The sequence below is a fragment of the Streptomyces sp. NPDC002793 genome, assembly GCF_040295485.1.
Classification (GTDB): Bacteria; Actinomycetota; Actinomycetes; order Streptomycetales; family Streptomycetaceae; genus Streptomyces.
On record NZ_JBEOVL010000056.1, the window covers coordinates 1 to 21,229 of the forward strand.

Below are 21,229 nucleotides of genomic sequence, written 5' to 3' on the forward strand. Positions count from 1 at the left end.
CTCAACGACGAGACCGGCGCCATCCTCGCGCCCCACTCGACCGGCCAGATCGCCTTCAACTACCTCGGCCGCTTCTCCTCCGCCGACATGCCCGAAGTGCTGCGCGGGCTCGGCTGGACGGAGGCCGCCGACGCGGCCGGACTCGTCACGGCGACCGATCCGGGCATGCCGGCCATGGCGACGGTGGACATCAACGCGTACGTCACCGACCGGGCGCAGGGCTCGGAGCTGGAGGCCCGGTTCGACTTCCCCACCGGCCTGCTCACTCGCGAAGAGGTGCAGGAGCTGGCGCACCTGTGGAGCGCTGGACTGGAGGCTCTGGCCCGTCATGTCGCGACGCCGGGGGCGGGCGGGCTGACCCCGTCCGACGTACCGCTGATGTCGGTGCGCCAGAGCGAGATCGAGGCCTGGGAGAAGCAGTACCCGGGGCTGAGCGACATCTGGCCGCTCACGGATCTGCAGGCCGGTCTGCTGTTCCAGTCCCAGCTCGCCGAATCCGGCTACGACGCCTACCACGTACAGCTCGTGCACCATCTGACCGGCGAGGTGGACCCGGCCCGGCTGCGCGCGGCTGGGCAGGCCCTGCTCGACCGGCACGCCAACCTGCGCACCGCGTTCGTCAGCGATCTGGCCGGCGACCGTGTACAGCTCCTGCGGGACGGTGTCGAGCTGCCGTGGCACGAGATCGACCTGCGTGACCTAGATGAGGAACAGCGGAACGCTGCGTTCCAGCGGCTCCTGGCCGACGACCAGGCCGCCCACTTCGATCCGGCCGCACCGCCGTTGCTGCGCATGTCGCTGGTACTGACCGGCCCGGCGGAGGCAGAGCTGGTCCTCACCGCACACCATGTGCTGTTCGACGGATGGTCGCTGCCGCTGCTGACCCAGGACCTGCTGCGCCTCTACGGCTCGGGCGGCGACGCCTCCGTACTGCCGCAGGTGCGCGGGTACCGGGACTTCCTGACCTGGCTGTCGCGGCAGGACCGTGCAGCCTCCGACCGGGCGTGGGCGGCTGAGCTCGACGGGCTCGACGAACCGACGCTCCTCGCCCCGGACGCCCCGGCCGAGGCCGGTCAGGGCGGCGTCGGGCACCTGGAGGTCCCGCTGTCCCCGGACGTCTCCCAGGAACTGTCGCGCCGGGCCGCCGAGTTGGGCGTCACGCTGAACACCCTGCTGCAAGGTGCCTGGGCGATGGTGCTCGCCGGTCTGACCGGACGGCGGGACGTGGTGTTCGGCACGACCGTGTCGGGCAGGCCGCCGGCCGTGCCGGACGCGGACTCGATGGTCGGCCTGTTCATCAACACCCTCCCGGTACGCGTCCGGCTGTCTCCCTGGGACACGCTCGGCCGGATGCTCAACACGCTGCAGAGCCGGCAGGCCGCGCTCCTGGACCATCACCACCACGGGCTGGCCGACATCCAGCGCTCGACCGGCCTGCCCGTCCTGTTCGACAGCGTCGTCGTCTTCGAGTCCTTCCCCGTCGACCGCACCGCCATCACGGAGGCGAACACGGCTGCCGGTATCTCCGTCACGCGGGTCAGCGCGGAGAACGGCACCCACTACCCGCTCGGCATCGCCGCCACGGCCGATCCTCATCTGCGGGTGGCCATGCAGTACCAGCAGTCCCTGTTCGACCAGGACACCGCCGAGGGCATCGCCGAACGCTTCGCGCGGATCCTGCGCCATGTCGCGGCGGACCCGGACGTACCGCTCGGGCTGGTCGATGTGCTGCTGCCCGCCGAACGGAACCGGCTGCTGGTCGAGGTCAACGACACCGCTGTGCCCGTGTCCGAGGGAACCGTCACCGAACAGTTCGCCCGCCAGGTCACCGCGACGCCGGACGCCGTCGCGGTGTTCTTCGAGGACATGGAGCTGACCTACGAGGAGGTCGACACCCGGTCGAACGAGCTGGCCCATGAACTGATCCGGCGCGGTGTGGGACTGGAGTCGGTGGTGGCGGTGTCGGTACGCCGATCGCCGGACCTGGTGATCGCGTTGCTGGCCGTACTGAAGGCCGGCGGCGTGTACCTGCCCGTCGACTCCGCCGTGCCGGCGGACCGGATCGCGCTCATGGTGTCGGACTCCGGGGCCTGCCTGTCCCTCGTGGACGCGACGACCGAGGCAGCTCTGTCCGGACTGCCGGTGCCCGGACTGCGGGTGGACGAGCCGCTGCCGGGCACCGACGGCAGCGCCGTCCGGAGCACCGCGGCCGTCGACAACCTCGCCTATGTCATCTACACGTCCGGCTCGACGGGCAGGCCAAAGGGGGTCTCCGTCACGCACCGCGGAATGGCGTCCCTGGTGGCCTCGCACGTGGACCGGCTCGAGATGACCGCGGACAGCCGCATGCTCCAGCTCGTCTCACCGAGCTTCGACGTGTCGCTGTGCGAGGTGTTCACCGCACTGCTGTCAGGTGCGAGCGTGGTGCTGGCCGACGCCGAGCGGCTCGTGCCCGGGACGCCCCTGGCCGAGACGGTGGACGCGCACCGGGTGACGCACGTGCAGATCACGCCCACGATGCTCGCGGCGATGCCCGTCGCATCGTTCTCTACCGTGACCTGCCTGGTGATCGGCGGCGAGATGGCTCCGCCGGAGCTGGTCGCCGCCTGGTCCTCCGGCCGGCGCCTGGTGAACGTCTACGGGCCGACAGAGATCACCGTCTGCGCCACCATGAGCATGCCGCTCGTGGGCGACGGCGGTGCCCGCCCGATCGGCCGCCCGGTCGCGAACACCCGGGTGTACGTACTCGACGACGCCCTGCGGCCGGTACTGCCCGGGGTGGCCGGTGAGCTGTACATCGCGGGTCCGGGCGTGGCGCGGGCCTACGTCGGCCGGCCGGATCTGACGGCCGGACGGTTCGTGGCCTGCCCGTTCGGCACGCCCGGCGAGCGGATGTACCGGACGGGCGATGTGGTCGCCTGGACGCCGGCCGGGGACCTGGTCTTCCGGGGCCGGACGGACGAGCAGGTGAAGATCCGCGGCTTCCGGATCGAACTCGGTGAGATCGAATCGGCGCTGCGCGCGCTCCCCCAGGTCGAGGAGGCCGTCGTCGTGGTCGACGACCGGCCGGGCGACCGGCGGCTGGCCGGGTACGTGGTGCCGGGTGCGGGCGGCGTCGACCCGGCCGAGCTGCGCAGCCGTCTGCACGAACGGCTGCCGAAGCACATGGTGCCGTCCGCGATCGTGATCATCGACGAGGTGCCGCTGACCGCGAGCAAGAAGCTGGACCGGCGTGCGCTGCCGGCTCCGGACTACGCGAGCACCTCGACCGGCCAGGCACCACGGACCACGCGAGAAGCCATCCTGTGCGGTCTGTTCGCCGAGGTACTGGGCCTCGACCAGGTGGGTGTCGCCGACAGCTTCTTCGCTCTCGGCGGTCACTCCCTGCTGGTCAACCGGCTCATCACCCGCATCCGCGCGGTGCTCGGTGCCGAGTTGCCAATACGCGCGGTCTTCCAGTCGCCCACCGTCGCCGAGCTGGCCGCGTATCTGGAATCGGGCAACGGAGCGGACGAGGGTGCGGATCCGTTCGCTCCGGTACTGACCCTCAAGAGCGAGGGGTCCAGAGAACCGTTGTGGTGGATCCACCCCGGTGGCGGTCTAAGCTGGCCGTACCTGGGCTTCGCCACCCTGCTCCCCGAGGACCGGCCGGTCCTCGGCCTGCAGGCGAAGGGCTTCGACGGGAAGGCAGCGCTGCCCGAGTCGATCGAGGCGATGATCGCCGACTACGTGGCAGAGGTGCTGGCCGTCCAGCCCGAGGGCCCGTTCCACCTCATGGGGCTCTCCAGCGGCGGCACGCTCGCGCACGCGATGGCCGCCGAACTCCAGCGGCGCGGACACGAAGTGGCCCTGCTGGCCCTACTGGACAGCGTTCCCAGCAGCTACTTGGCCGGCCGGCCGCTGCCCACCGAGACCGAGTTCCGCGACTACTTCGCGGAACACCTGACAAGCCTGGCGGGCTCGGACGACTACGAGTCGTTCGTGGACAACGCGGTGGCGATCGGCGTCAACTACACCGCCCTCGTAGCCGAGTTCGTCGAGCCCACCTACCGCGGTGACGCCCTGCTCTTCAACGCGGTGCCGAAACCGGAAGGTTCGTACGCGGATCTGTGGCGTCCGTACATCCTCGGTGCCCTGCACCAGCACGACATCCACAGTGCCCATGAGGACCTGTACCTGCCGGGACCGGCAGCCGAGATCTGCAAGATCATCAGCCAAGAACTCGCCGGGGACTGAGGGGGGGGGCGACCGCGCGGGCGGGGCCAGGTCAGTTCGGCTTTTCACTGAGGGGACACAGCAATGGAATCGCGTGAACCAGAAATCCTCGACGTCGTGGGCGTCGGGTTCGGACCGTCCAACCTGTCGCTCGCCGTGGCCCTGGAAGAGAGCCCGGACCCCGTCACATCCGCGTTCTTCGAACGCCAGCCGTCTCTCGGCTGGCATCGCGGAATGCTGCTGCCGTCGGCAAGGATGCAGGTCTCCTTCCTGAAGGACCTGGCCACGTTCCGCAATCCGGCGTCGAATTTCAGCTTCATCTCCTATCTGCACGACGTGGGGCGGCTCACGAGGTTCGTCAACAACCAGGACTTCTTCCCCACCCGGCGGGAGTTCCACGACTACCTCGAGTGGGCCGAGTCGAAGCTGATGCAGCCGGTCACCTACAACTCGGAGGTGACCGCGATCGGACCGGCACCGGCTGCCGGACCGGGGGCCGCCGACCGCGTACGGGTCACGGTGCGCGACGCGGCCGGCGACTCGCGTCAGGTCGACGCGCGGAACGTCGTCATCTCCACCGGGCTGGTCCCCAGGATGCCTGTCGGTCTGGAACCCGACGAATTCGTCTGGCACAGCTCTCAGTTCCTGCACAACTTCCGTCGGCGGAACAGCGGTGAGCTGAAACGGGTGGCGGTCGTCGGAGGCGGCCAGAGTGCCGCCGAGATCGTCAGGTTCCTCTACGACAGCCTGCCGGACGCCAAGGTGTCCGCGATCATCCCGTCCTACGGCTACTCCATCGCCGACGACACCCCGTTCGCGAACCAGGTGTTCGACCCCGGTGCCGTGGACAGCTACTACCACGGCTCGCAAAGGTCCAAGGACGCCGTATGGCACTACCACAAGAACACGAATTACTCGGTGGTCGACGACGAGGTGATCCGGGGCCTGTACGAGCGGGCCTACGAGGAGGATTTCAGCAAGGGTGACCGGCTGGAATTCCTCAACCTGGCCCGGGTGGTCGACGTCAAGCGAGTCGGCAGCGAAACCCGCATCACTGTGCACTCGCTGGTCAGCGAGGAGTCCTACGACCTGGACGTCGACGTCCTGGTCTGCGCCACCGGCTACGACCCGATGGACCCGGCCGAGATCCTCGGCGAGCTCGACGCCTACTGCGTCCACGACACCCAGGGCCGGCACCGCGTCGGCCGCGACTACCGGCTGGTCACGACCCCGGAACTCGACTGCGGGATCTATCTGCAGGGCGGGACGGAGCACACGCACGGGCTCGCGTCGTCGCTCCTGTCGAACATAGCCGTCCGCAGCGGCGAGATCGCGCACTCGATCGCTGCCCGGCGATCCGGCGCCCATGAGAAAGGAATCAACGAATGAGCACCAACCCGTTCGACGACGACAACGGCCGGTTCCACGTGCTGGTGAACGACGAGGACCAGCATTCGCTGTGGCCGTCCTTCGCCCCGGTGCCGGACGGCTGGCAGATTGCCTTCGGCGAGAGCAGCCGGAAGGAATGCCTCGCATACGTGGAGGCGAACTGGGTCGACATACGGCCGAGGAGCCTGCGTGAGGCCATGGCCGGGGACTGACAGAACGCGTTGAAGGAGAATTCCCATGACAACTCCGGCCGAGCGATGGGGTATCCACCCCGAGCATTTCTGGCTGTACGGGCGCCGACCGGAGCAGCCGGTTGAGTTCGACGAGAAGATGAACGCGTGGAACGTCTACGGCTATCCCGAGGCGATCGACGTCCTCGGTGACCCGGGGACGTTCTCGTCCCACATGGCCCGTCTGCTCCCCATGGGCGCAGACGAGTCGTTCACGGAAGGCGATCTGCTGCAAACGGATCCGCCGGACCACCGTGAGCTGCGCAAGCTGGTAAGCCACGCCTTCACCCCGAAGGTCGTGGCCGACCTCGAACCGCGGATCACCGCTCTCACCCACGAGTTGCTCGACGCGGTGGCCGACCAGGACGAGTTCGACCTGATGAGCAGTCTGGCGTACCCGCTCCCCGTGACCGTGGTGGCCGAGCTGCTGACCATTCCGAGCAGCGACCGCCATCTGTTCGAGCGGTGGATGACGGAGATGGTCCACAGCCTCGGTGATGTGTCGATGGAGGACGATGCCGAGGACCAGGAGCGCATCTTCGAGGCCAGCATGGCGCCGATGCGCAAGATGCTCGAGTACCTTCGCGAGCACACGGCCGAGTGCCGGCGGCGGCCGCAGGACGATCTGCTGGGCAGGCTCATCCAGGCGGATCTCAACGGCGGGCGGCTGACCGACAACCACATCGTCAACTTCGCGAAGATGCTGCTGATCGCGGGGTACCTGACGACCACGATGCTGATCGGCAACACGGTTCTGTGCCTGGACAGTTATCCCGACCAGGCCGCGCGCGTCCGGGAGGACCGCTCGCTCGTGCCGGGGCTGCTCGAGGAGTCGATGCGGTTTCTGAGCCCGGTGGCGGCCACGTACCGGGCCACCACCAGGGAGGTGGAGATCGCCGGGCAGCGGCTCTCGGCCGACCAGATGGTCATGGTCTGGTACGGGGCGGCGAACCGTGACGTCCGCCAGTTCGCCGAACCGGACGTGTTCGACATGACGCGTGGGCCCAACCCGCACCTCGGGTTCGGCAGGGGCATCCACTTCTGCCTCGGCGGTCCGCTGGCCAGGATGGAGGGGAGGGTCGCGCTCAACCTTCTCTTCGACCGGTTCCCGGAGCTGCTCACCGACCCGGACAAGCCGCCGACGTTCATGCCGGGCTTCGACACGACCGGCGTCAGCACACTCCCGCTGCGGACCTCGTCGTCATAGTCACGGTCGGTCGGGCCGAGCCGGTCAGAAGCGGCCAGGGTGACGCCATCGTGGCGCAGCCTGGTTGTCATCGAAAACGAGGCAGATGCTGCGCGGATTGCCTGCCCCTGACTGTCAGTGGCGGCAATCGCTTGTGTGTGGCGCCATGTGTGTGCCACTATGGCGTTATGAATTTGACGCCGTACGTCGACCACCTCCGTCGCGAGTTCCTGCTCGCGGCGGAGGCCACCGGCGAGGAGAGCCTCGGGGTGGCGGAGCGCCTTGTGTCCCCGCTGGACGCGTCCGTCCGGCTCACCCTGCTGGACGCCCTGTCGACCGCCGCGGACGAGATCTCCCGTGATCTCGCGCCCGGGGCGGTCGACCTTCGTCTGCGTGGCGTGGAACCGACCTTCGTGGTGACGCCGCCGACATCCGGCCTCGGTATCGAGGACTTCCTGACCGGCGATCCATCCTCCGGAAACGGCATCGTGATCCCGACGGCTGAGGAGGAGGGCGCCCCGGCGCGTATCAACTTCCGCCTGCCCGAGCACCTCAAGGCGCGGATCGAAGAAGCCGCCGGCAGGGAAGGGATCTCGGTCAATGCCTGGCTCGTCCGGGCCGTCACCGCGACCCTCAACGGCGCCGGCCGCTCCGAGCGGCGAGCGCCACCGGGGGACCAGTACAACGTCGGCTGGGTGCGGTAGCGCACACGCAAGCGGCTCACCACGGAAGGCTGACATGCCCACTTTCGACACCCCCGAACCGATCTCCGCCAGGATCGAGATCTCCACGGGCGATATCGCCATCACGGCGAGCCGACGGACCGACACGGTCGTCGACGTCCGCCCGACGGACAGCTCCAATGCCGCCGACGTCAAGGCCGCGGAAGGGGCGAAGATCGACTACGCGCAGGGCAAGTTGCAGATCAAGGCGCCGGCGCAGATGCTCCTCTGGCCCGGCATGTCGCGTCGCGCCGGCTCCGTCGACGTCGTGATCGAGCTGCCCGAGGGGTCCCATGTGCACGGCAGTTCGTCCTGGGTGACGCTGCGCGGCGAAGGCCGCCTCGGCGAGTGCCGGTTCGAGGCCGCGCACAGCGACATCCGCCTGCAGGAGACCGGACCGCTCCGGCTCACCACGTCCCGGGGCGAGATCCATGTGACCCGGGTGGTCGGCAACGCCAAGGTCGTCAACGGCTCCGGAGGCGTACGCGTCGAAGAGATCGACGGAGCGGCTCTGATCGGCAACGACCAGGGCGAGGCCAGAATCGGCGACGTCACCGGAAACCTGCGCCTGACCGGGATGAACGGCGACTTCCATGTCGAGCGGGCGCACGGAAGCGTCGAGGCCAAGACCGCCCATGGCAGCATCCGGATCGGCGAGGTCATCCGCGGCTCGGTCGTGGTGACGGCCTCGTCCGCCGAGATCGAGATTGGCATCAAGGAAGGCACCGCGGCGAAGCTGGACGTGAGCACGCTGTCCGGCGCGGTCCGCAACTCCCTGAAGGTCGTCGAGGGCCCCGCGAAGTCCGACGAGATCGTCGAAGTGCGCGTCCGCACCTACAGCGGCGACATCGTCATCCGCCGCTCCTGACGATTCCGCGAACACGGCAGCGGTCGGCTCACCGGCCGCTGCCGCAACGAGACAGGGCCCCGGCGGACGCATGACCAACATCCCGCCGACGGCCCCGGCGGCCCGAGGACCGAATCCCCCGCGGTTCCCGGGCCGCCACCCGAACCAGGCCCCCACCCGGAGAGACACGCGTGAAGATGAGGGATCAATTATGACAACGCGCGAGAGGGTTGTGCTGGATGTCGATGGCTTGCGCATGCGCTACGGCACGACCGAGGTCCTCAAGGACGTGAATCTCCGGGTGCACCACGGTGAGGTGGTGTGCCTGCTCGGACCGAACGGGGCGGGCAAGACCACCACGCTCGAGATCCTCGAGGGGTTCCGTATGCGGTCGGCCGGCCGGGTCGAGGTGCTGGGCACCGATCCGGCGCACGGCGACGAACACTGGCGGGCCCGGGTCGGTGTGGTGCTCCAGTCGTGGCGGGACCACGGCAGATGGCGGGTGCGCGAGCTGCTGGCGCACCTCGGCATGTACTACGCCCGCTACTCCACCGAGCAGATCAAGCGGCCGTGGGACCCGGACGAGCTCGTCGCCGCAGTCGGGCTGACCGCGCAGGCGGACAAGAAGGTCCGGATGCTCTCCGGCGGTCAGCGCCGCAGGCTGGACGTCGCGGTCGGCATCGTGGGCCGTCCCGAACTGCTCTTCCTCGACGAGCCCACCGCCGGCCTCGACCCCGTGGCCCGGCGCGAGTTCCACGACCTCGTCGACCGTCTCGCCGATGAGCAGGACACAACGATCGTGCTGACCACCCACGATCTGCACGAGGCCCAGAAGCTCGCCGACCGCATCATGATCCTCAACGGCGGGCAGATCATCGCCGACGGTACGGTTCAGGAGCTCGCCGAGCGGATCGTCGGCGAGGACACCGTGCGCTGGTCTCGTGACGGCCGCGACTTCGTGCGCTCGACCGGCGAATCCACCAAGTTTGCCTTCGAGTTGTTCCGGCAGTACGGCGAGGACATCACGGACCTCGAAGTCCGGAAGGCGACGCTCGAGGACACCTATCTCTCACTGGTAGGACAGCCGGCCGGTGAACACGCAGCAGACACAGACGCCGTGAGTGAGTCAGGGGACGTGACCCGATGAACGAGACAGCACTGCGAGCGGGCTGGTCCCGCGGCCTGATCGAACTGCGCCAGTCGTTCACCAACGGTGGGGACCTGTTCAACCACTTCTTCTGGCCCGTGCTGATGCTGATCGTGACGTTCTTCCTGCGGGACGTGTCCTTCGGCAGCACCGGATTCGAACTCGGCACCCTGGTGCTGCCCGGCATCCTCGGTATGAACGCCGCGATGGCCATGGTGTCCATGAGTCAGCTGCTCACCGCAGAGCGGGAGGACGGGACCCTGCTGCGCGCCAAGGCGACGCCGAACGGGATGCCAGCCTATCTGATCGGCAAAATCATCTCGGTGTCGGGCGGCGTCATCGTCGACCTTGCTATCTTCCTCGTACCCGGCCTGTTCATCATTCCCGGACTCACGATCGGTAGCCTGAGTTCCTGGCTCACACTGGTCTGGGTGCTGGTTCTGGGCCTGGTGGCCACCCTGCCGATCGGCGCGGTGCTGGGATCGGTGTTCAGCAGCGCCCGCAGCCAGGGGCTGCTCACGCTCCCGATCCTCGCGATGATCGGAACCTCCGGGATCTTCTACCCGGTTACCTCCATGCCGGAATGGGTGCAATGGATCGCCCAGGTCTTCCCGATCTACTGGCTCGGACTCGGCATGCGTTCGGCATTGCTGCCCGACAGTGCGGTCACCGTCGAGATCGCCGATTCCTGGCGCCATCTGGAGACCGTCGGCGTGCTGGGAGCCTGGGCCGCCATCGGTCTCGTCCTCGCGCCCATCGTGCTGCGCCGCATGGCCCGGCGTGAGTCCGGGTCGACCATGGCCGAGCGCCGGGAGAAGGCCCTGCAGCGGGTCGGCTGACCCATTCCACGTCCTGTGCGGCGCGATGGCGCGACAGTGGAATTTCCCTGTGATAAAGGCAAGTTGCGCCTCCGGGAGCAAACACGCGCACACCCTGAACCATGTCCCGTCGCCAGGACAGGAAAAAGCCGTGGAGAACTCAAGTGAACCTTGACACCGGCCAGGAAGCGCTTGAACACTGGAACAGCACGCTGAATTCGGTGCCCATTCTCACGCCCCGACCGCTCGTAGCGCTCTCGGTCGCATTCGGCCCATAGGCACCGCATGCAGCGCAAGGGCCAGATGCAGGAGTGGCTCGGCGTTCATGACTCTTTCACGGAAGGACACACCTGTGACCTCGCCCGTCGACCAGTGGGAGTTCCATCCCGGCCATTTCTGGCTGCGTGGAAAGCGGCCGGAAAAAATTGTTGACTATGACGAAGAGTTGCAGCTGTGGAATGTTTACGGTTATCCCGAGTCGGCTGCGATACTCGGCAACCCCAAGACCTTTTCCAGCGACACCATGCGGCTGGATCCCATCAAGCTCGACGAGTCGATAGTCGAGGGCGACTTCAGTCACACGGACCCGCCGAAGCACCGCAAACTGCGCGGACTTGTCGATCACGCGTTCACCCCGGGTCTCGTGGCCAAGCTCGAGTCCCAGGTGCACGGGATCGTCCACGAACTGCTCGATGACATCGAGGGGAAGAGCCAGTTCGATCTGGTGGCGGAGTTCGCGGCGCCGCTGCCGCTGATCATGATCTCCGATCTGCTGGGCGTCCCGGGGAGTGACCGGGCCCTGTTTCGGCAGTGGATGGACAAGATGCTCGACGGCTCGGAGAAGTTCGAGTCGCCCGAGACCGTCCTGGAGCAGGAGCAGGAGCTCGAGAAGGAGCTGGAGCTGCTCTGGGAGATGCGCGATTACTGGCACGAGCGGGCCGCCGAGAGTAGGAAGCGTCCCCGTGAGGATCTGATCAGCCAGCTCGTGCACGCGGAGGTGGACGGTGAGCGTCTGAATGACAGTCAGATCTCCAACATCGCCAACCGGCTGCTGGTCAACGGTCACCTCACCACGGCCATGCTGATTGCCAACACCGTGCTGTGCATGGACGCCTTCCCCGAGCAGGGGGCGCGTGTGCGGGCGGACCGTTCGCTGGTGCCGCCGCTGCTCGAGGAATCCATGCGGTACATGAGCCCCATCTGCGGTGTCGGCCGGGCGACCAACACTGATGTGGAAGTGGCCGGGCAGGTCATCCCCAAGGACCAGTTGCTCATCGTGTGGACCGGAGCGGCCAACCGCGACGAGCGGCAATTCGAGGACCCGGACATGTTCGACGCGGGGCGATCCCCCAACGCGCACCTCGGTCTGGGGCGCGGCATCCATTTCTGCGTGGGCCGGCAGTTGGCCCGAATGGAAAGCAAGGCGGCAGTGGAAATCCTGCTGGACCGCTTGCCCACTCTGCGGACCGACCCGGCGAACCCGCCGTCGTTCCTACAGGTGGTGGATGCCAGCGGCGTGGCCACACTCCCCGTCGTCACCCAGTAGGTCGTCACGCAGCAATCCGTAGGACTTCAATAGGGAGAAACGTGATGACGACTGTCGTCGACCGGTGGAACATTCATCCCGACCATCTCTGGCTGCGCGGACAACGGCCCCCGTCTCCAGTGGAGTTCGACGAGTCCCAGGGCCTGTGGAACGTCTACGGATATCCCGAGGCGCTGGAAATACTCAACAACCACGGGACGTTCACGTCCAACCTGGCGCATCTCCTTCCCGTCTCTGTCGACGCCCCGCTACTCGAGGGCGACATGTCGCAGATGGACCCGCCCATCCACCGCAAGTACCGGCAGCTCGTCAGCCGGGCGTTCACCCCCAAGCTAGTCGCTGCCATGGAATCGCGGGTCGCCACGATCACCGGCGAACTGCTCGACGCGGTGGACGGCAAGCCCGAGATCGAGATCGCCGCCGATCTCGCATACCCGCTGCCGGTCATCGTCATCGCCGAGCTGCTCGGCGTCCCGGCCAGTGACCGCGATCTGTTCAAGAAGTGGGCAGACGACATCATCGAGGGCTTCAGCGGGTTCTCGTTCCTCGACGACAGCGAGCAGGGCGAGAAGGACGTTCGCGATGCCACGGACCGACTGCGGCCGCTGCTGGACTACATGGCCGGGCATGTCACCGAGCGCCGGCGCAACCCTCGCGAGGACCTGCTCACGCATCTGGCCTTGGCCGAGGTCGACGGTGAACGCCTCACCGACAACGAGATCGTGAACGTCGCGAACATTCTGCTCGTAACGGGCCACATCACCACCACCATGCTGCTCGGCAACACGGCCCTGTGCCTGGACGCCTACCCGGAGGTGGCCGCGAAGGTCCGTGCGGACAGGTCACTGGTGCCGGGCGCCATCGAGGAGGCGCTGCGGCTGCTGTCCCCGTCGGCGGCGCTCGCCCGGGGAACCAGCGCAGATGTGGAGATCGCCGGGCAGCTCATTCCCAAGGATCAGATCGTCATGCTCTGGCTGGGCGCGGGGAACCGTGATCCCCGCCAGTTCGACGACCCCGAGACGTACAACCCCGCCCGGGATCCCAACCCGCACTTCGGCTTCGGCCGCGGTATCCACTTCTGCATCGGAGCCGGGCTGGCCCGGCTCGAGGGCCGTATCGCGCTGAACGCCCTGTTCGACCGCTTCCCGGTGCTCAAGACCGACCCGGCCACGCCGCCCACGTTCTTCCCGACTCCCGACATGATCGGGGTCAACACGCTCACTCTGCGCACCTCTTGAGAGGAAAAGGCTTGTCCGCCAACGGAGGGGAAGCGGAACCCGCCCCCATGGAACAGTCGCTGACCCAGATGACCCTCGGCTACGTGCCCGCGCAAGTGCTCTACGCCGCCGCGGAACTGGGCGTCGCGGACGTGCTCGGAGACGGCCCGCGTACCTACGAGAGCGTCGCCAAGGAGACGGGCACGGACTCGGCAGCCCTGCGTAGACTGCTCAGAGCACTCGCCGGACTGGGCGTGGTCACCCAGCACGACACCGAGCGCTTCTCCCTCACGGAGCTCGGCAACCGGCTGAGGGCCGACGTGCCGGTCTCTGAGCGGGACGACATCGTGCTCTCCACAGCCCCGGAGCTGTGGCGGGCCTGGGGCGAGCTGTCGACCGTCGTGCGGAGCGGAGCGCCCGCCCGGGATCCCGGCACCGGCCTGACGGCCCACGAGGCGATGCTGCGGCACCCGGAACTGTCGGCGAAGCTGCGCGCGGGCATGGCGCAGGCGGCCCGTGAGTTCGCGTCCGGGGTCGTCGGCGCATACGACTTCTCGCAGTTCCACACGGTCGCCGACTTCGGTGGTGATGAGGGCACCTTGATCGCGGCGGTCCTCGGCGCGGTGCCGGGTCTGCGGGGAGTGCTCTACGACCAGCCGGACGCACTGGAGCGGGCGGCAGCCGCACTGGGCGCGGCGGGCGTCGCGGACCGGTGCGAGGTCGTGGTCGGCGACCTCACGAAGCCGGTAGCGGCCGGAGCCGACGCCTTCGTCCTGAACAACGTCGTCCGCGACTGGGGCGACGAGAAGGCGACCGCGCTGCTGCGCAACTGCCGTGCGGGAATGACCCCGACAAGCCGGCTGCTCCTGGTGGAGACGCTCATGCCACCGGTCCTGACTCCGGACGAGTCCGCCGCGTACGGGCTCACGGACCTCAACAACCTGGTCTTCACCGGCGGGCGGGAGCGCACCCGGGACGAGTACGCCGACCTGCTCGACGCGGCAGGCTTCGCCCTCTCGGCGACCGTGGCCGTGCCGGTCCCCACGGGCATGCCGGACTATCACGTGATCGAGGGCACCCCCACCTGACGACCGTCACACACCCGAGGCAGAGCCGCCGCCAGCTGCCGGCTCTGCCTCCGTGTGTAGGGGGCAGGCCTTCTGCTGATGTTTTCAGCACGAGTTGGCACGGTTCAGGCACACGTGTCGCCTCTGGGGCGAATCCTCGGGCAACCGCAGTTTGTGTGGGCCCGACAAAACATCCTGGTTGTCCTGCTGGTCCTCTGAATAGCTGCGCTTGTGCGCTCGGGCGGTGTCTCTGGCGGCTCTGCAGCAACTCCACCGGTGGCAGCCGGTGGACAGACGCCTTTGGACCGTGCATCACGTGGTAGCACGGGCAACCTGTCGCACGTGCTCTGATCAGGCAAAACGTCACCGGACAGCACGACGAGGCACTACGCAGCATGAACACTCATGGTCTCGTAATGCGTAGGTCCGGGGTCCGAGTCGCCAGGGACTTTTCAGGGACTTTCAGCTCTGTCGGAGGGACATCCGAGGGACTTTTTGCAGTACAAGCACGGAAGGCTGTGACAGCGCTGAAAGGCCCAGGGCATCGGGGCCGCGCATCCGCGCCGTCGCTCCATAGCGCTCCGGCACGGCGTCGGGTCGGCAGTAGAAGACGAGGTTCGTCGGGGCCGCACACGGTCCTGACCTCGGAGAACGTGCCCCCGCGGGCCCGGCGGCGTGAGCGCCGGGCCCGCAAACAGGCGGTCAGTCGTACGGGTAGAAGCCCGACCCCGTCTTGCGGCCGAGCCGCCCCGCGTCCACCATCCGCTGGAGCAGCGGGGGAGCGGCGTACAGCGGCTCCTTGTACTCCGCGTACATCGAGTCGGCGACCGAGGCCACGGTGTCCAGGCCGATCAGGTCGGCGAGTTTGAGCGGCCCCATCGGGTGGGCGCAGCCCATCTCCATGCCGTTGTCGATGTCCTCACGGCTGGCGATGCCCGACTCGAACATCCGGATCGCGGAGAGCAGGTACGGGATCAGCAGGGCGTTGACGACGAAGCCCGAACGGTCCTGGGCGCGGATCGCGTGCTTGTCGAGCACGTCGTGCACGACAGCTTCGGCGCGCTTGATCGTCGCGTCGGACGTCGTCAGCGCGGGGATCAGCTCGACGAGCCGCTGCACCGGAGCCGGGTTGAAGAAGTGGATCCCGATGACCTGGTCCGGCCGGGATGTCGCCACGGCCAGCTTCACGAGCGGGATGGAGGAGGTGTTCGAGGCGAGGATCGCGTCCGGCCGTGTCACCACCTGGTCGAGGACCTGGAAGATCTCGGTCTTGACCTGCTCGTTCTCCACGACGGCCTCGATCACGAGATCGCGGTCGGCGAACTCTCCGAGGTCGGTGGTGAAGCTGAGGCGGGCGAGGGTCTCGTCGCGCTCCTCCACGGTGATCTTGCCGCGTTCGGCGGCCTTGGAGAGGGAGTTGTGCAGCCGGGTACGCCCTATCTCCAGCGCCTCGCCGGTGGTCTCGGCCACCTTGACCTCGAGGCCGCTGCGAGCGCATACCTCCGCGATGCCTGCGCCCATTTGGCCACAGCCCACCACTCCGACGCGTGCAATGTCGGCCATAGAGTCCGTCACCTCGTGCCTTTCGCTGATCTCGTGCGGCAGTTCCCGTTTGATTCCGGTGCCCGCCTCGACCCCACGACGTTACTCCGCGATCCGGCTCCGGTGAGCTGCGGGTGGGGGGTCCGAGGCGGGCATGATCTGTGTCACGCGCTGCCGACGTGACACACGGGAACAGGGAAACGAAAGGTGCACAGATGCGTCGTTTGGGTCGGAGGTCATTGGTGATGGGTGCGGCGAGCACGGTGGCCGCGCTGCTGACGGCGGGTGATGCCGTCGCCACGCGCGTACCCGGTACCCCCCGGCACGGGGGCCGGGGTCGCAGGGCGGACCAGGGCGAGCTGCGCGGTGTGTGGATCGCCACGGTGGCCAACCTGGACTGGCCCTCGAAACCGGGCCTGGGTGCCGCGGCCCAGGAGGCGGAGCTGATCGCGCACCTGGACCGCGCGGTCGCCCTGCGGCTGAACGCCGTGGTGCTCCAGGTCCGGCCGAGCGCGGACGCGCTGTGGCCCTCGTCGTACGAGCCGTGGGCGCAGTGCCTCACCGGCGTCCAGGGCAAGGACCCGGGCTGGGACCCGCTGGGCACTGCGGTCCGCGAGGCGCACGCGCGCGGGCTGGAGCTGCACGCGTGGTTCAACCCGTACCGGGTCGCCAACCACACGGACCCCTCACGGCTCGTCGCCTCCCACCCCGCCAGGGTGCACCCGGAGTGGGTCCTGCCGTACGGCGGGAAGCTCTACTACAACCCCGGGCTGCCCGAGGTCAGGGAATTCGTCCAGGACGCCATGCTGGACGCGGTGAGCCGTTACGCCGTGGACGCGGTGCACTGGGACGACTACTTCTACCCCTACCCGGTGGCGGGCCAGGTCTTCGACGACGACGCGGCGTACGAGCGGTACGGCGAGGGCTTCCCGGACAAGGCGGCCTGGCGCCGTGACAACACCGACCGGCTGGTGCGCGAGACCGCAGCGCGGATCAAGGAGGTCAGGAGCGGCGTCCGCTTCGGGATCAGCCCCTTCGCGGTGTGGCGCAACGCGAAGACCGATCCGCTGGGCTCCGACACCGCGGCCGGCGTGCAGACCTACGACGACCTGCACGCCGACACCCGGAAATGGGTCAAGGAGGGCTGGATCGACTACATCTGCCCGCAGATCTACTGGAACATCGGTTTCTCCGCCGCCGACTACGCGAAACTGCTGCCGTGGTGGGCGGAGACGGTCCGGGGCACCGGCGTCGGTCTGTACATCGGTGAGGCGCTCTACAAGGCGGGCGACCCCGCCCAGCCCGCCGCCTGGCAGGACCCGGCCGAACTCTCCCGTCACCTCGACCTCGCCGCCGGATATCCGGAGGTGGGCGGCCACGTCTACTTCTCGGCGAAGCACGCGAAGGCCGACCCTTCGGGGGCGATGGCCCGGGTGGTGGCCGACCACTACCAGGTCAGGGCGCGCACACCCCGCTGACCCGGGCCCTGACACGTGCGCCGGGGACCGCTCGTGACCCCGGCGCACGCGCGCCCTACCGGTCCCGTTCCTCCGCGGCGGTGTGCTGGACGACGCTGTCGGGGCCCGGGGACCTGATCGATTCGTGCCCGTCCTCGAAGCGCAGGCGGTACGGGGGGCTGCCCCCGTCACCCAGCACCTCGATGATCTCCGCGACACGGTCGTGCTGTCCCACGGTCCTGCCGTGCGTCAGCAGCCGGTCGCCCGTGTGTGCCTCCATCGGGGGTGACCTCCTCACGGGTGGTGGTCCATGTCGACAAGTCTATGACCGGACGGGCGCCTCGGCTCCCGTGCGGCGGGTCTCGCGGCTGCCCGTGCGCTGGGTGACGGCGATGCACACCAGGACGGCCACCGCCGCCACCGGAGCGGCGGCGGACACCTCCTCACCGAGGGCGAGGAACGACCAGACGAGGGTGAGGAGCGGCTGCGCCAGTTGGAGCTGACTGGCCCGCGGGACCCCGATCTCCGCCATGCCCCGGTACCAGACGTACAGGCCCAGGAAGGTGGACCCGGCGGCCACCCAGACCAGACCGATCACCCCGCGCGCCGTGAGGTGTACCGGTTCGAAGGGGAGGGCGACGGCCGCGCCGGCCACCGCGACCGGCAGGGCGAGCATGAGGGCCCAGCCGATCACCTGCCAGCCCGGCATCACCTTGGCCAGTCTGCCGCCCTCGGTGTATCCCGCCGCGCAGACCAGCAGCGCCCCGAACAGGTACAGATCGCCGGCGGACAGCTTTCCGCCGCTCTGCTGGACGGTGAAGGCGATCACCACGGCCGCCCCGGCCAGCGCCGCGACCCAGAAGGCGCGCGGCGGACGTGCCCCGGTGCGCGCGGCCGAGAAGAGCGCGGTGGTCAACGGGAGCAGCCCCACCACGACCGCCGCGTGCGAACTCGTGGAGGTCTCCAGGGCCAGCGAGGTCAGCAGCGGGAAACCCACCACCACGCCGCCGGCGACGACGGCGAGACCGGCCCAGTGGCGGCGCGCGGGCAGCGGCACCCGGCCCGCGAGCAGCGCGCATCCCGCGATCAGTGCCGCGAGCACGCTGCGCAGGGCGACGAGGGACCAGGGGCCGAAGCTCTCCAGGCCCCACACCGTCGAGGGGAAGGTCAGTGAGAAGGCGAGGACCCCGAGACCGGCGAGCAGGAGGCCGCCGCCCGGGCCACGGCGTGTCGACGTGGGTCGGTCTACCTTAACCGCTATCGCTGCGCGGCTGGTAGCGCTACTCTGTGCTGTCATGTATGAGCGTAGCAGCGTGTCCGAACTGGCAAACACTCTGCGGGGCGAGCTGAACCGCTACTCGCCAGGTGGAAAGCTGCCGTCGAGTCGGGCTCTCGTCGACCGGTTCAAAGTCAGTCCGGTCACCGTCTCGCGAGCTGTCGCCCAGCTCGCCGCCGAGGGCCTCGTCGTCACCCGTCCCGGCTCCGGAGCGTTCCGTGCCGAGACCCGCCCCGCCGCGCCCGCCGTGGGTGACACGTCCTGGCAGGAGGTCTCGCTGAGCGGGGCCGGTGGGCCCGAGGTCGTGCCGCGCACCGTCGACGCCTCAGGGGTGCTCGTCACGCTCGCCGCGCCGCCGTCCGGCGTCATCGAATTCAACGGCGGCTACCTCCATCCCCGTCTCCAGCCCGAACGGGCACTCGCCGCAGCCCTGGCCCGGGCGGGCCGCAGGCCCGGGGCCTGGGGCAGGCCGCCCACGTCCGGGCTGGCCGAGCTGTGCGCCTGGTTCGCCCGGGAGATCGGCGGCAACCTCACCGGGCCCGACGTCCTGGTCACGGCGGGCGGGCAGAGCGCCCTGGCCACCGCGCTGCGTGCTCTCGCCCCGCCCGGTGCCCCCGTCCTCGTCGAATCGCCCACCTATCCGGGCATGCTGGCAGCCGCCCGCGCCACCGGCCTGCGACCGGTCCCCGTGCCGACGGACGCCGACGGGGTGCGGCCCGATCTGCTGGAAGCCGCGTTCCGGGCCACCGGGGCCAAGGTCTTCGTCTGTCAGCCGCTCTTCCACAACCCGACGGGCGTGGTCCTCGCCCCCGAGCGGCGCGAGCGCGTCGTGCGGGCGGCCCGGCAGGCGGGTGCCTTCGTCGTGGAGGACGACTTCGCCCGTCACCTCGTCCATGACGACGCCGGCCCGCTGCCCGAGCCCCTGGCCGCCGACGACCCGGACGGCGTCGTGATCCATGTGCGGTCCCTCACCAAGATCACGTCGCCCAGCCTCCGCGTCGGGGCGCTGGCCGCCCGAGGGCCGGTGCGGGAACGGCTGCGCGCGATCCAGGTCGTCGACAGCTTCTTCGTACCGCGTCCGCTCCAGGAGGCCGCGCTCGAACTCGTCGGCTCCCCGGCCTGGGAGCGCCATCTGCGCACCACGGCCGTCGAACTCGGCGGCCGCCGCACCGCGATGACGGCCGCCCTGCGCGGCCTGCTGCCCGAACTCGCCCTGGCGCACGTGCCGTCCGGCGGTGGCAGCCTCTGGCTCCGGCTCCCCGGGGAGGGGGCCGAGGAGCCGGCCCTGGTCGCCGCCGCCCTGCGGGCCGGCGTCGCGGTCGCCCCCGGCCGGCCCTACCACTGCGCCGAACCACCCGCCGGGCACATCAGGCTGAGCTTCGCGGCCGTGTCTGGCCCCTCCGAGATCGCCGAGGGGGTGCGCAGACTGCGCACCGCCGTGGACGAGGTGCGCACGCCGGGCGATAGCCTCCCGGGATGACCGACCACGACACCGCCGTGCGGCGCTACGAGATCTCCGACGACCCCGCGCGGCTCGACAACGCCCGCATCCACCACTGGCTGTCCACGGACGCCTACTGGGCCCTGGGGCGCACCCGTGAACAACAGGACCGGATGATCGAGGGTTCGCTCAACTACGGTGCCTACGACCCCGTTTCGGGGGAACAGGTCGCCTTCGCGCGGGTGGTCACCGACCGCGCCTCCTTCGCGTGGATATGCGATGTCTACGTCGACCACACGGCCCGCGGCGAGGGCCTCGGCACCCGGCTCGTCACCGCGGTCCGCGACGAACTGGCTCCGCTGGGCGTGCGCAGGTTCCTCCTCGCCACCAAGGACGCCCACGGCGTGTACGCCAGGCTCGGGTTCACCCCGCTCGCCGAACCGGACATGTGGATGGTCCTCCAGACGGGCTGAGGACGGGCGGAAACGTGGGGCCGCCCGCCCTCTTGACCGGCACGGCGCCCGGCCCCACGATCGCTCGCATGAGTGTTCGGGTGTCTCTGGTCGCCGCAGCACGCAGCTCCGCCCTCCTCGCCGAGCGTTTCGACGACGACCGGCCGCTCGACCACGCCGGCTGGCGCGAGGTCCAGCTCGCCGCCCACACCCTGGTGCCGCTCAATGTCGCCGAGCTGCGCTACTGCTCGCCCGCCCCGCGCAGCCGCGCCACCGGCGACGCCCTCGGCTTCGCCCCGCTCCTCCAGCCCGCGCTGCGCGACTGCGACATGGGCCGCTGGCGGGGGATGACCCTGTCGGAGGTGGCCGCCCGTGAGCCGGCGGCCGTCGACGCCTGGCTGGCCGATCCGCGCTCCGCCCCGCACGGGGGAGAATCCCTGCTCGGCTTCATAACGCGGGTGGGGGGCTGGCTCGACACCCGCCCGGTCTCCGAGGGTGCGGTCGTCGCCGTCGCCGAACCCGCCGTCGTGCGCGCGGTCCTGGTGTACGCGCTCAAGGCCCCGCCGTCGACGTACTGGAACGTCGACGTCCGGCCGCTGTCCACGCTGACGATCACCGGACTGCCCGGTCGCTGGAGCCTCAGCCTCGGGGCGCTTCCCGGCTGACCGGCAGACCGG

18 protein-coding genes are annotated in these 21,229 nt (G+C 69.1%); 15 read left to right on the forward strand and 3 right to left on the reverse strand.

From position 1 onward, the window contains the following. The 11 genes from ABT001_RS32255 to ABT001_RS32305 all read left to right on the forward strand — a co-directional run. Positions 1 to 4,236, forward strand: a 4,236-nt coding sequence (locus ABT001_RS32255) for a non-ribosomal peptide synthetase (RefSeq protein ID WP_351284868.1), incomplete at its 5' end; no start/stop codon positions are given. Between the two features lie 63 nt (positions 4,237 to 4,299). Beyond that, positions 4,300 to 5,604, forward strand: coding sequence for a lysine N(6)-hydroxylase/L-ornithine N(5)-oxygenase family protein (locus tag ABT001_RS32260; protein WP_351284869.1), 1,305 nt, complete (start codon positions 4,300 to 4,302; stop codon positions 5,602 to 5,604). After that, a complete protein-coding gene (locus ABT001_RS32265; RefSeq protein ID WP_351284871.1) occupies positions 5,601 to 5,816 on the forward strand; it encodes an MbtH family protein in 216 nt (71 codons plus the stop codon). Before ABT001_RS32260 ends, ABT001_RS32265 begins: the two co-directional genes overlap by 4 nt. A gap of 25 nt (positions 5,817 to 5,841) precedes the next feature. Next, the gene (locus tag ABT001_RS32270; protein WP_351284873.1) at positions 5,842 to 7,041 is read left to right on the forward strand and encodes a cytochrome P450; all 1,200 of its coding nucleotides are present in this window, start codon (positions 5,842 to 5,844) and stop codon (positions 7,039 to 7,041) included. Between the two features lie 167 nt (positions 7,042 to 7,208). Continuing rightward, entirely contained in the window at positions 7,209 to 7,724 is a 516-nt protein-coding gene (locus tag ABT001_RS32275; protein ID WP_351284874.1) for a toxin-antitoxin system HicB family antitoxin, read from the forward strand. Between the two features lie 34 nt (positions 7,725 to 7,758). Next, positions 7,759 to 8,610, forward strand: a complete 852-nt coding sequence (locus ABT001_RS32280) for a DUF4097 family beta strand repeat-containing protein (protein ID WP_351284875.1) — start codon at positions 7,759 to 7,761, stop codon at positions 8,608 to 8,610. A 235-nt stretch (positions 8,611 to 8,845) separates the two neighbouring features. Beyond that, complete coding sequence (locus ABT001_RS32285; protein ID WP_502967559.1) at positions 8,846 to 9,736, forward strand: ABC transporter ATP-binding protein; 891 nt, start codon at positions 8,846 to 8,848, stop codon at positions 9,734 to 9,736. After that, complete coding sequence (locus ABT001_RS32290; protein WP_351284878.1) at positions 9,733 to 10,575, forward strand: ABC transporter permease; 843 nt, start codon at positions 9,733 to 9,735, stop codon at positions 10,573 to 10,575. Before ABT001_RS32285 ends, ABT001_RS32290 begins: the two co-directional genes overlap by 4 nt. A 331-nt stretch (positions 10,576 to 10,906) precedes the next feature. After that, the gene (locus tag ABT001_RS32295) at positions 10,907 to 12,100 is read left to right on the forward strand and encodes a cytochrome P450 (protein WP_351284879.1); all 1,194 of its coding nucleotides are present in this window, start codon (positions 10,907 to 10,909) and stop codon (positions 12,098 to 12,100) included. Positions 12,101 to 12,144: 44 nt separating this feature from the next. Continuing rightward, positions 12,145 to 13,338 carry a cytochrome P450 gene (locus tag ABT001_RS32300; RefSeq protein WP_351284880.1) on the forward strand — a complete coding sequence of 398 codons (1,194 nt, stop codon included), beginning with the start codon at positions 12,145 to 12,147 and terminating at the stop codon, positions 13,336 to 13,338. A gap of 11 nt (positions 13,339 to 13,349) precedes the next feature. Then, positions 13,350 to 14,405 (forward strand): methyltransferase, encoded by a 1,056-nt coding sequence (locus tag ABT001_RS32305; protein WP_351284882.1) that lies wholly within the window; start codon positions 13,350 to 13,352, stop codon positions 14,403 to 14,405. A 681-nt stretch (positions 14,406 to 15,086) separates the two neighbouring features. Here ABT001_RS32305 and ABT001_RS32310 read toward each other — a convergent pair. Continuing rightward, positions 15,087 to 15,947 (reverse strand): 3-hydroxybutyryl-CoA dehydrogenase, encoded by an 861-nt coding sequence (locus tag ABT001_RS32310; protein WP_351284884.1) that lies wholly within the window; start codon positions 15,945 to 15,947, stop codon positions 15,087 to 15,089. A 194-nt stretch (positions 15,948 to 16,141) separates the two neighbouring features. On the opposite strand from ABT001_RS32310, the gene ABT001_RS32315 reads away from it, so the two are divergent. Further along, on the forward strand, positions 16,142 to 17,404 hold the full coding sequence (locus ABT001_RS32315; protein ID WP_351284886.1) for a glycoside hydrolase family 10-like protein: 1,263 nt from the start codon (positions 16,142 to 16,144) through the stop codon (positions 17,402 to 17,404). A 55-nt stretch (positions 17,405 to 17,459) separates the two neighbouring features. Here the strand turns inward: ABT001_RS32315 and ABT001_RS32320 are convergent, their stop codons facing one another. Both ABT001_RS32320 and ABT001_RS32325 read right to left on the reverse strand, forming a co-directional pair. After that, positions 17,460 to 17,663, reverse strand: a complete 204-nt coding sequence (locus tag ABT001_RS32320) for a DUF1918 domain-containing protein (protein ID WP_351284888.1) — start codon at positions 17,661 to 17,663, stop codon at positions 17,460 to 17,462. A gap of 42 nt (positions 17,664 to 17,705) precedes the next feature. Beyond that, positions 17,706 to 18,680 (reverse strand): DMT family transporter, encoded by a 975-nt coding sequence (locus ABT001_RS32325; protein ID WP_351284890.1) that lies wholly within the window; start codon positions 18,678 to 18,680, stop codon positions 17,706 to 17,708. Here ABT001_RS32325 and ABT001_RS32330 point away from each other — a divergent pair. The 3 genes from ABT001_RS32330 to ABT001_RS32340 all read left to right on the forward strand — a co-directional run bounded on the left by ABT001_RS32330 (position 18,679) and on the right by ABT001_RS32340 (position 21,217). Next, positions 18,679 to 20,139: an aminotransferase-like domain-containing protein gene (locus tag ABT001_RS32330; RefSeq protein ID WP_351284892.1), complete on the forward strand. Its 1,461-nt coding sequence runs from the start codon at positions 18,679 to 18,681 to the stop codon at positions 20,137 to 20,139. The two genes, ABT001_RS32325 and ABT001_RS32330, sit on opposite strands and share 2 nt — an antisense overlap. After that, positions 20,136 to 20,573, forward strand: coding sequence for a GNAT family N-acetyltransferase (locus ABT001_RS32335; protein ID WP_351284893.1), 438 nt, complete (start codon positions 20,136 to 20,138; stop codon positions 20,571 to 20,573). The genes ABT001_RS32330 and ABT001_RS32335 overlap by 4 nt, the downstream gene beginning before the upstream one ends. A gap of 68 nt (positions 20,574 to 20,641) precedes the next feature. Further along, a complete protein-coding gene (locus ABT001_RS32340) occupies positions 20,642 to 21,217 on the forward strand; it encodes a histidine phosphatase family protein (protein WP_351284895.1) in 576 nt (191 codons plus the stop codon). Positions 21,218 to 21,229: the final 12 nt, after the last annotated feature.

Bases quoted from the DNA above. Each gene is read 5' to 3' on its own strand.
- ABT001_RS32265 (WP_351284871.1), top strand. From the start codon at position 5,601: ATGAGCACCAACCCGTTCGACGACGACAACGGCCGGTTCCACGTGCTG.
- ABT001_RS32275 (WP_351284874.1), top strand. From the start codon at position 7,209: ATGAATTTGACGCCGTACGTCGACCACCTCCGTCGCGAGTTCCTGCTC.
- ABT001_RS32260 (WP_351284869.1), top strand. From the start codon at position 4,300: ATGGAATCGCGTGAACCAGAAATCCTCGACGTCGTGGGCGTCGGGTTC.
- ABT001_RS32285 (WP_502967559.1), top strand. From the start codon at position 8,846: ATGCGCTACGGCACGACCGAGGTCCTCAAGGACGTGAATCTCCGGGTG.
- ABT001_RS32310 (WP_351284884.1), bottom strand. From the start codon at position 15,947: ATGGCCGACATTGCACGCGTCGGAGTGGTGGGCTGTGGCCAAATGGGC.
- ABT001_RS32280 (WP_351284875.1), top strand. From the start codon at position 7,759: ATGCCCACTTTCGACACCCCCGAACCGATCTCCGCCAGGATCGAGATC.
- ABT001_RS32300 (WP_351284880.1), top strand. From the start codon at position 12,145: ATGACGACTGTCGTCGACCGGTGGAACATTCATCCCGACCATCTCTGG.
- ABT001_RS32320 (WP_351284888.1), bottom strand. From the start codon at position 17,663: ATGGAGGCACACACGGGCGACCGGCTGCTGACGCACGGCAGGACCGTG.
- ABT001_RS32340 (WP_351284895.1), top strand. From the start codon at position 20,642: ATGAGTGTTCGGGTGTCTCTGGTCGCCGCAGCACGCAGCTCCGCCCTC.
- ABT001_RS32330 (WP_351284892.1), top strand. From the start codon at position 18,679: ATGTATGAGCGTAGCAGCGTGTCCGAACTGGCAAACACTCTGCGGGGC.
- ABT001_RS32270 (WP_351284873.1), top strand. From the start codon at position 5,842: ATGACAACTCCGGCCGAGCGATGGGGTATCCACCCCGAGCATTTCTGG.
- ABT001_RS32315 (WP_351284886.1), top strand. From the start codon at position 16,142: ATGCGTCGTTTGGGTCGGAGGTCATTGGTGATGGGTGCGGCGAGCACG.
- ABT001_RS32335 (WP_351284893.1), top strand. From the start codon at position 20,136: ATGACCGACCACGACACCGCCGTGCGGCGCTACGAGATCTCCGACGAC.
- ABT001_RS32290 (WP_351284878.1), top strand. From the start codon at position 9,733: ATGAACGAGACAGCACTGCGAGCGGGCTGGTCCCGCGGCCTGATCGAA.
- ABT001_RS32325 (WP_351284890.1), bottom strand. From the start codon at position 18,680: ATGACAGCACAGAGTAGCGCTACCAGCCGCGCAGCGATAGCGGTTAAG.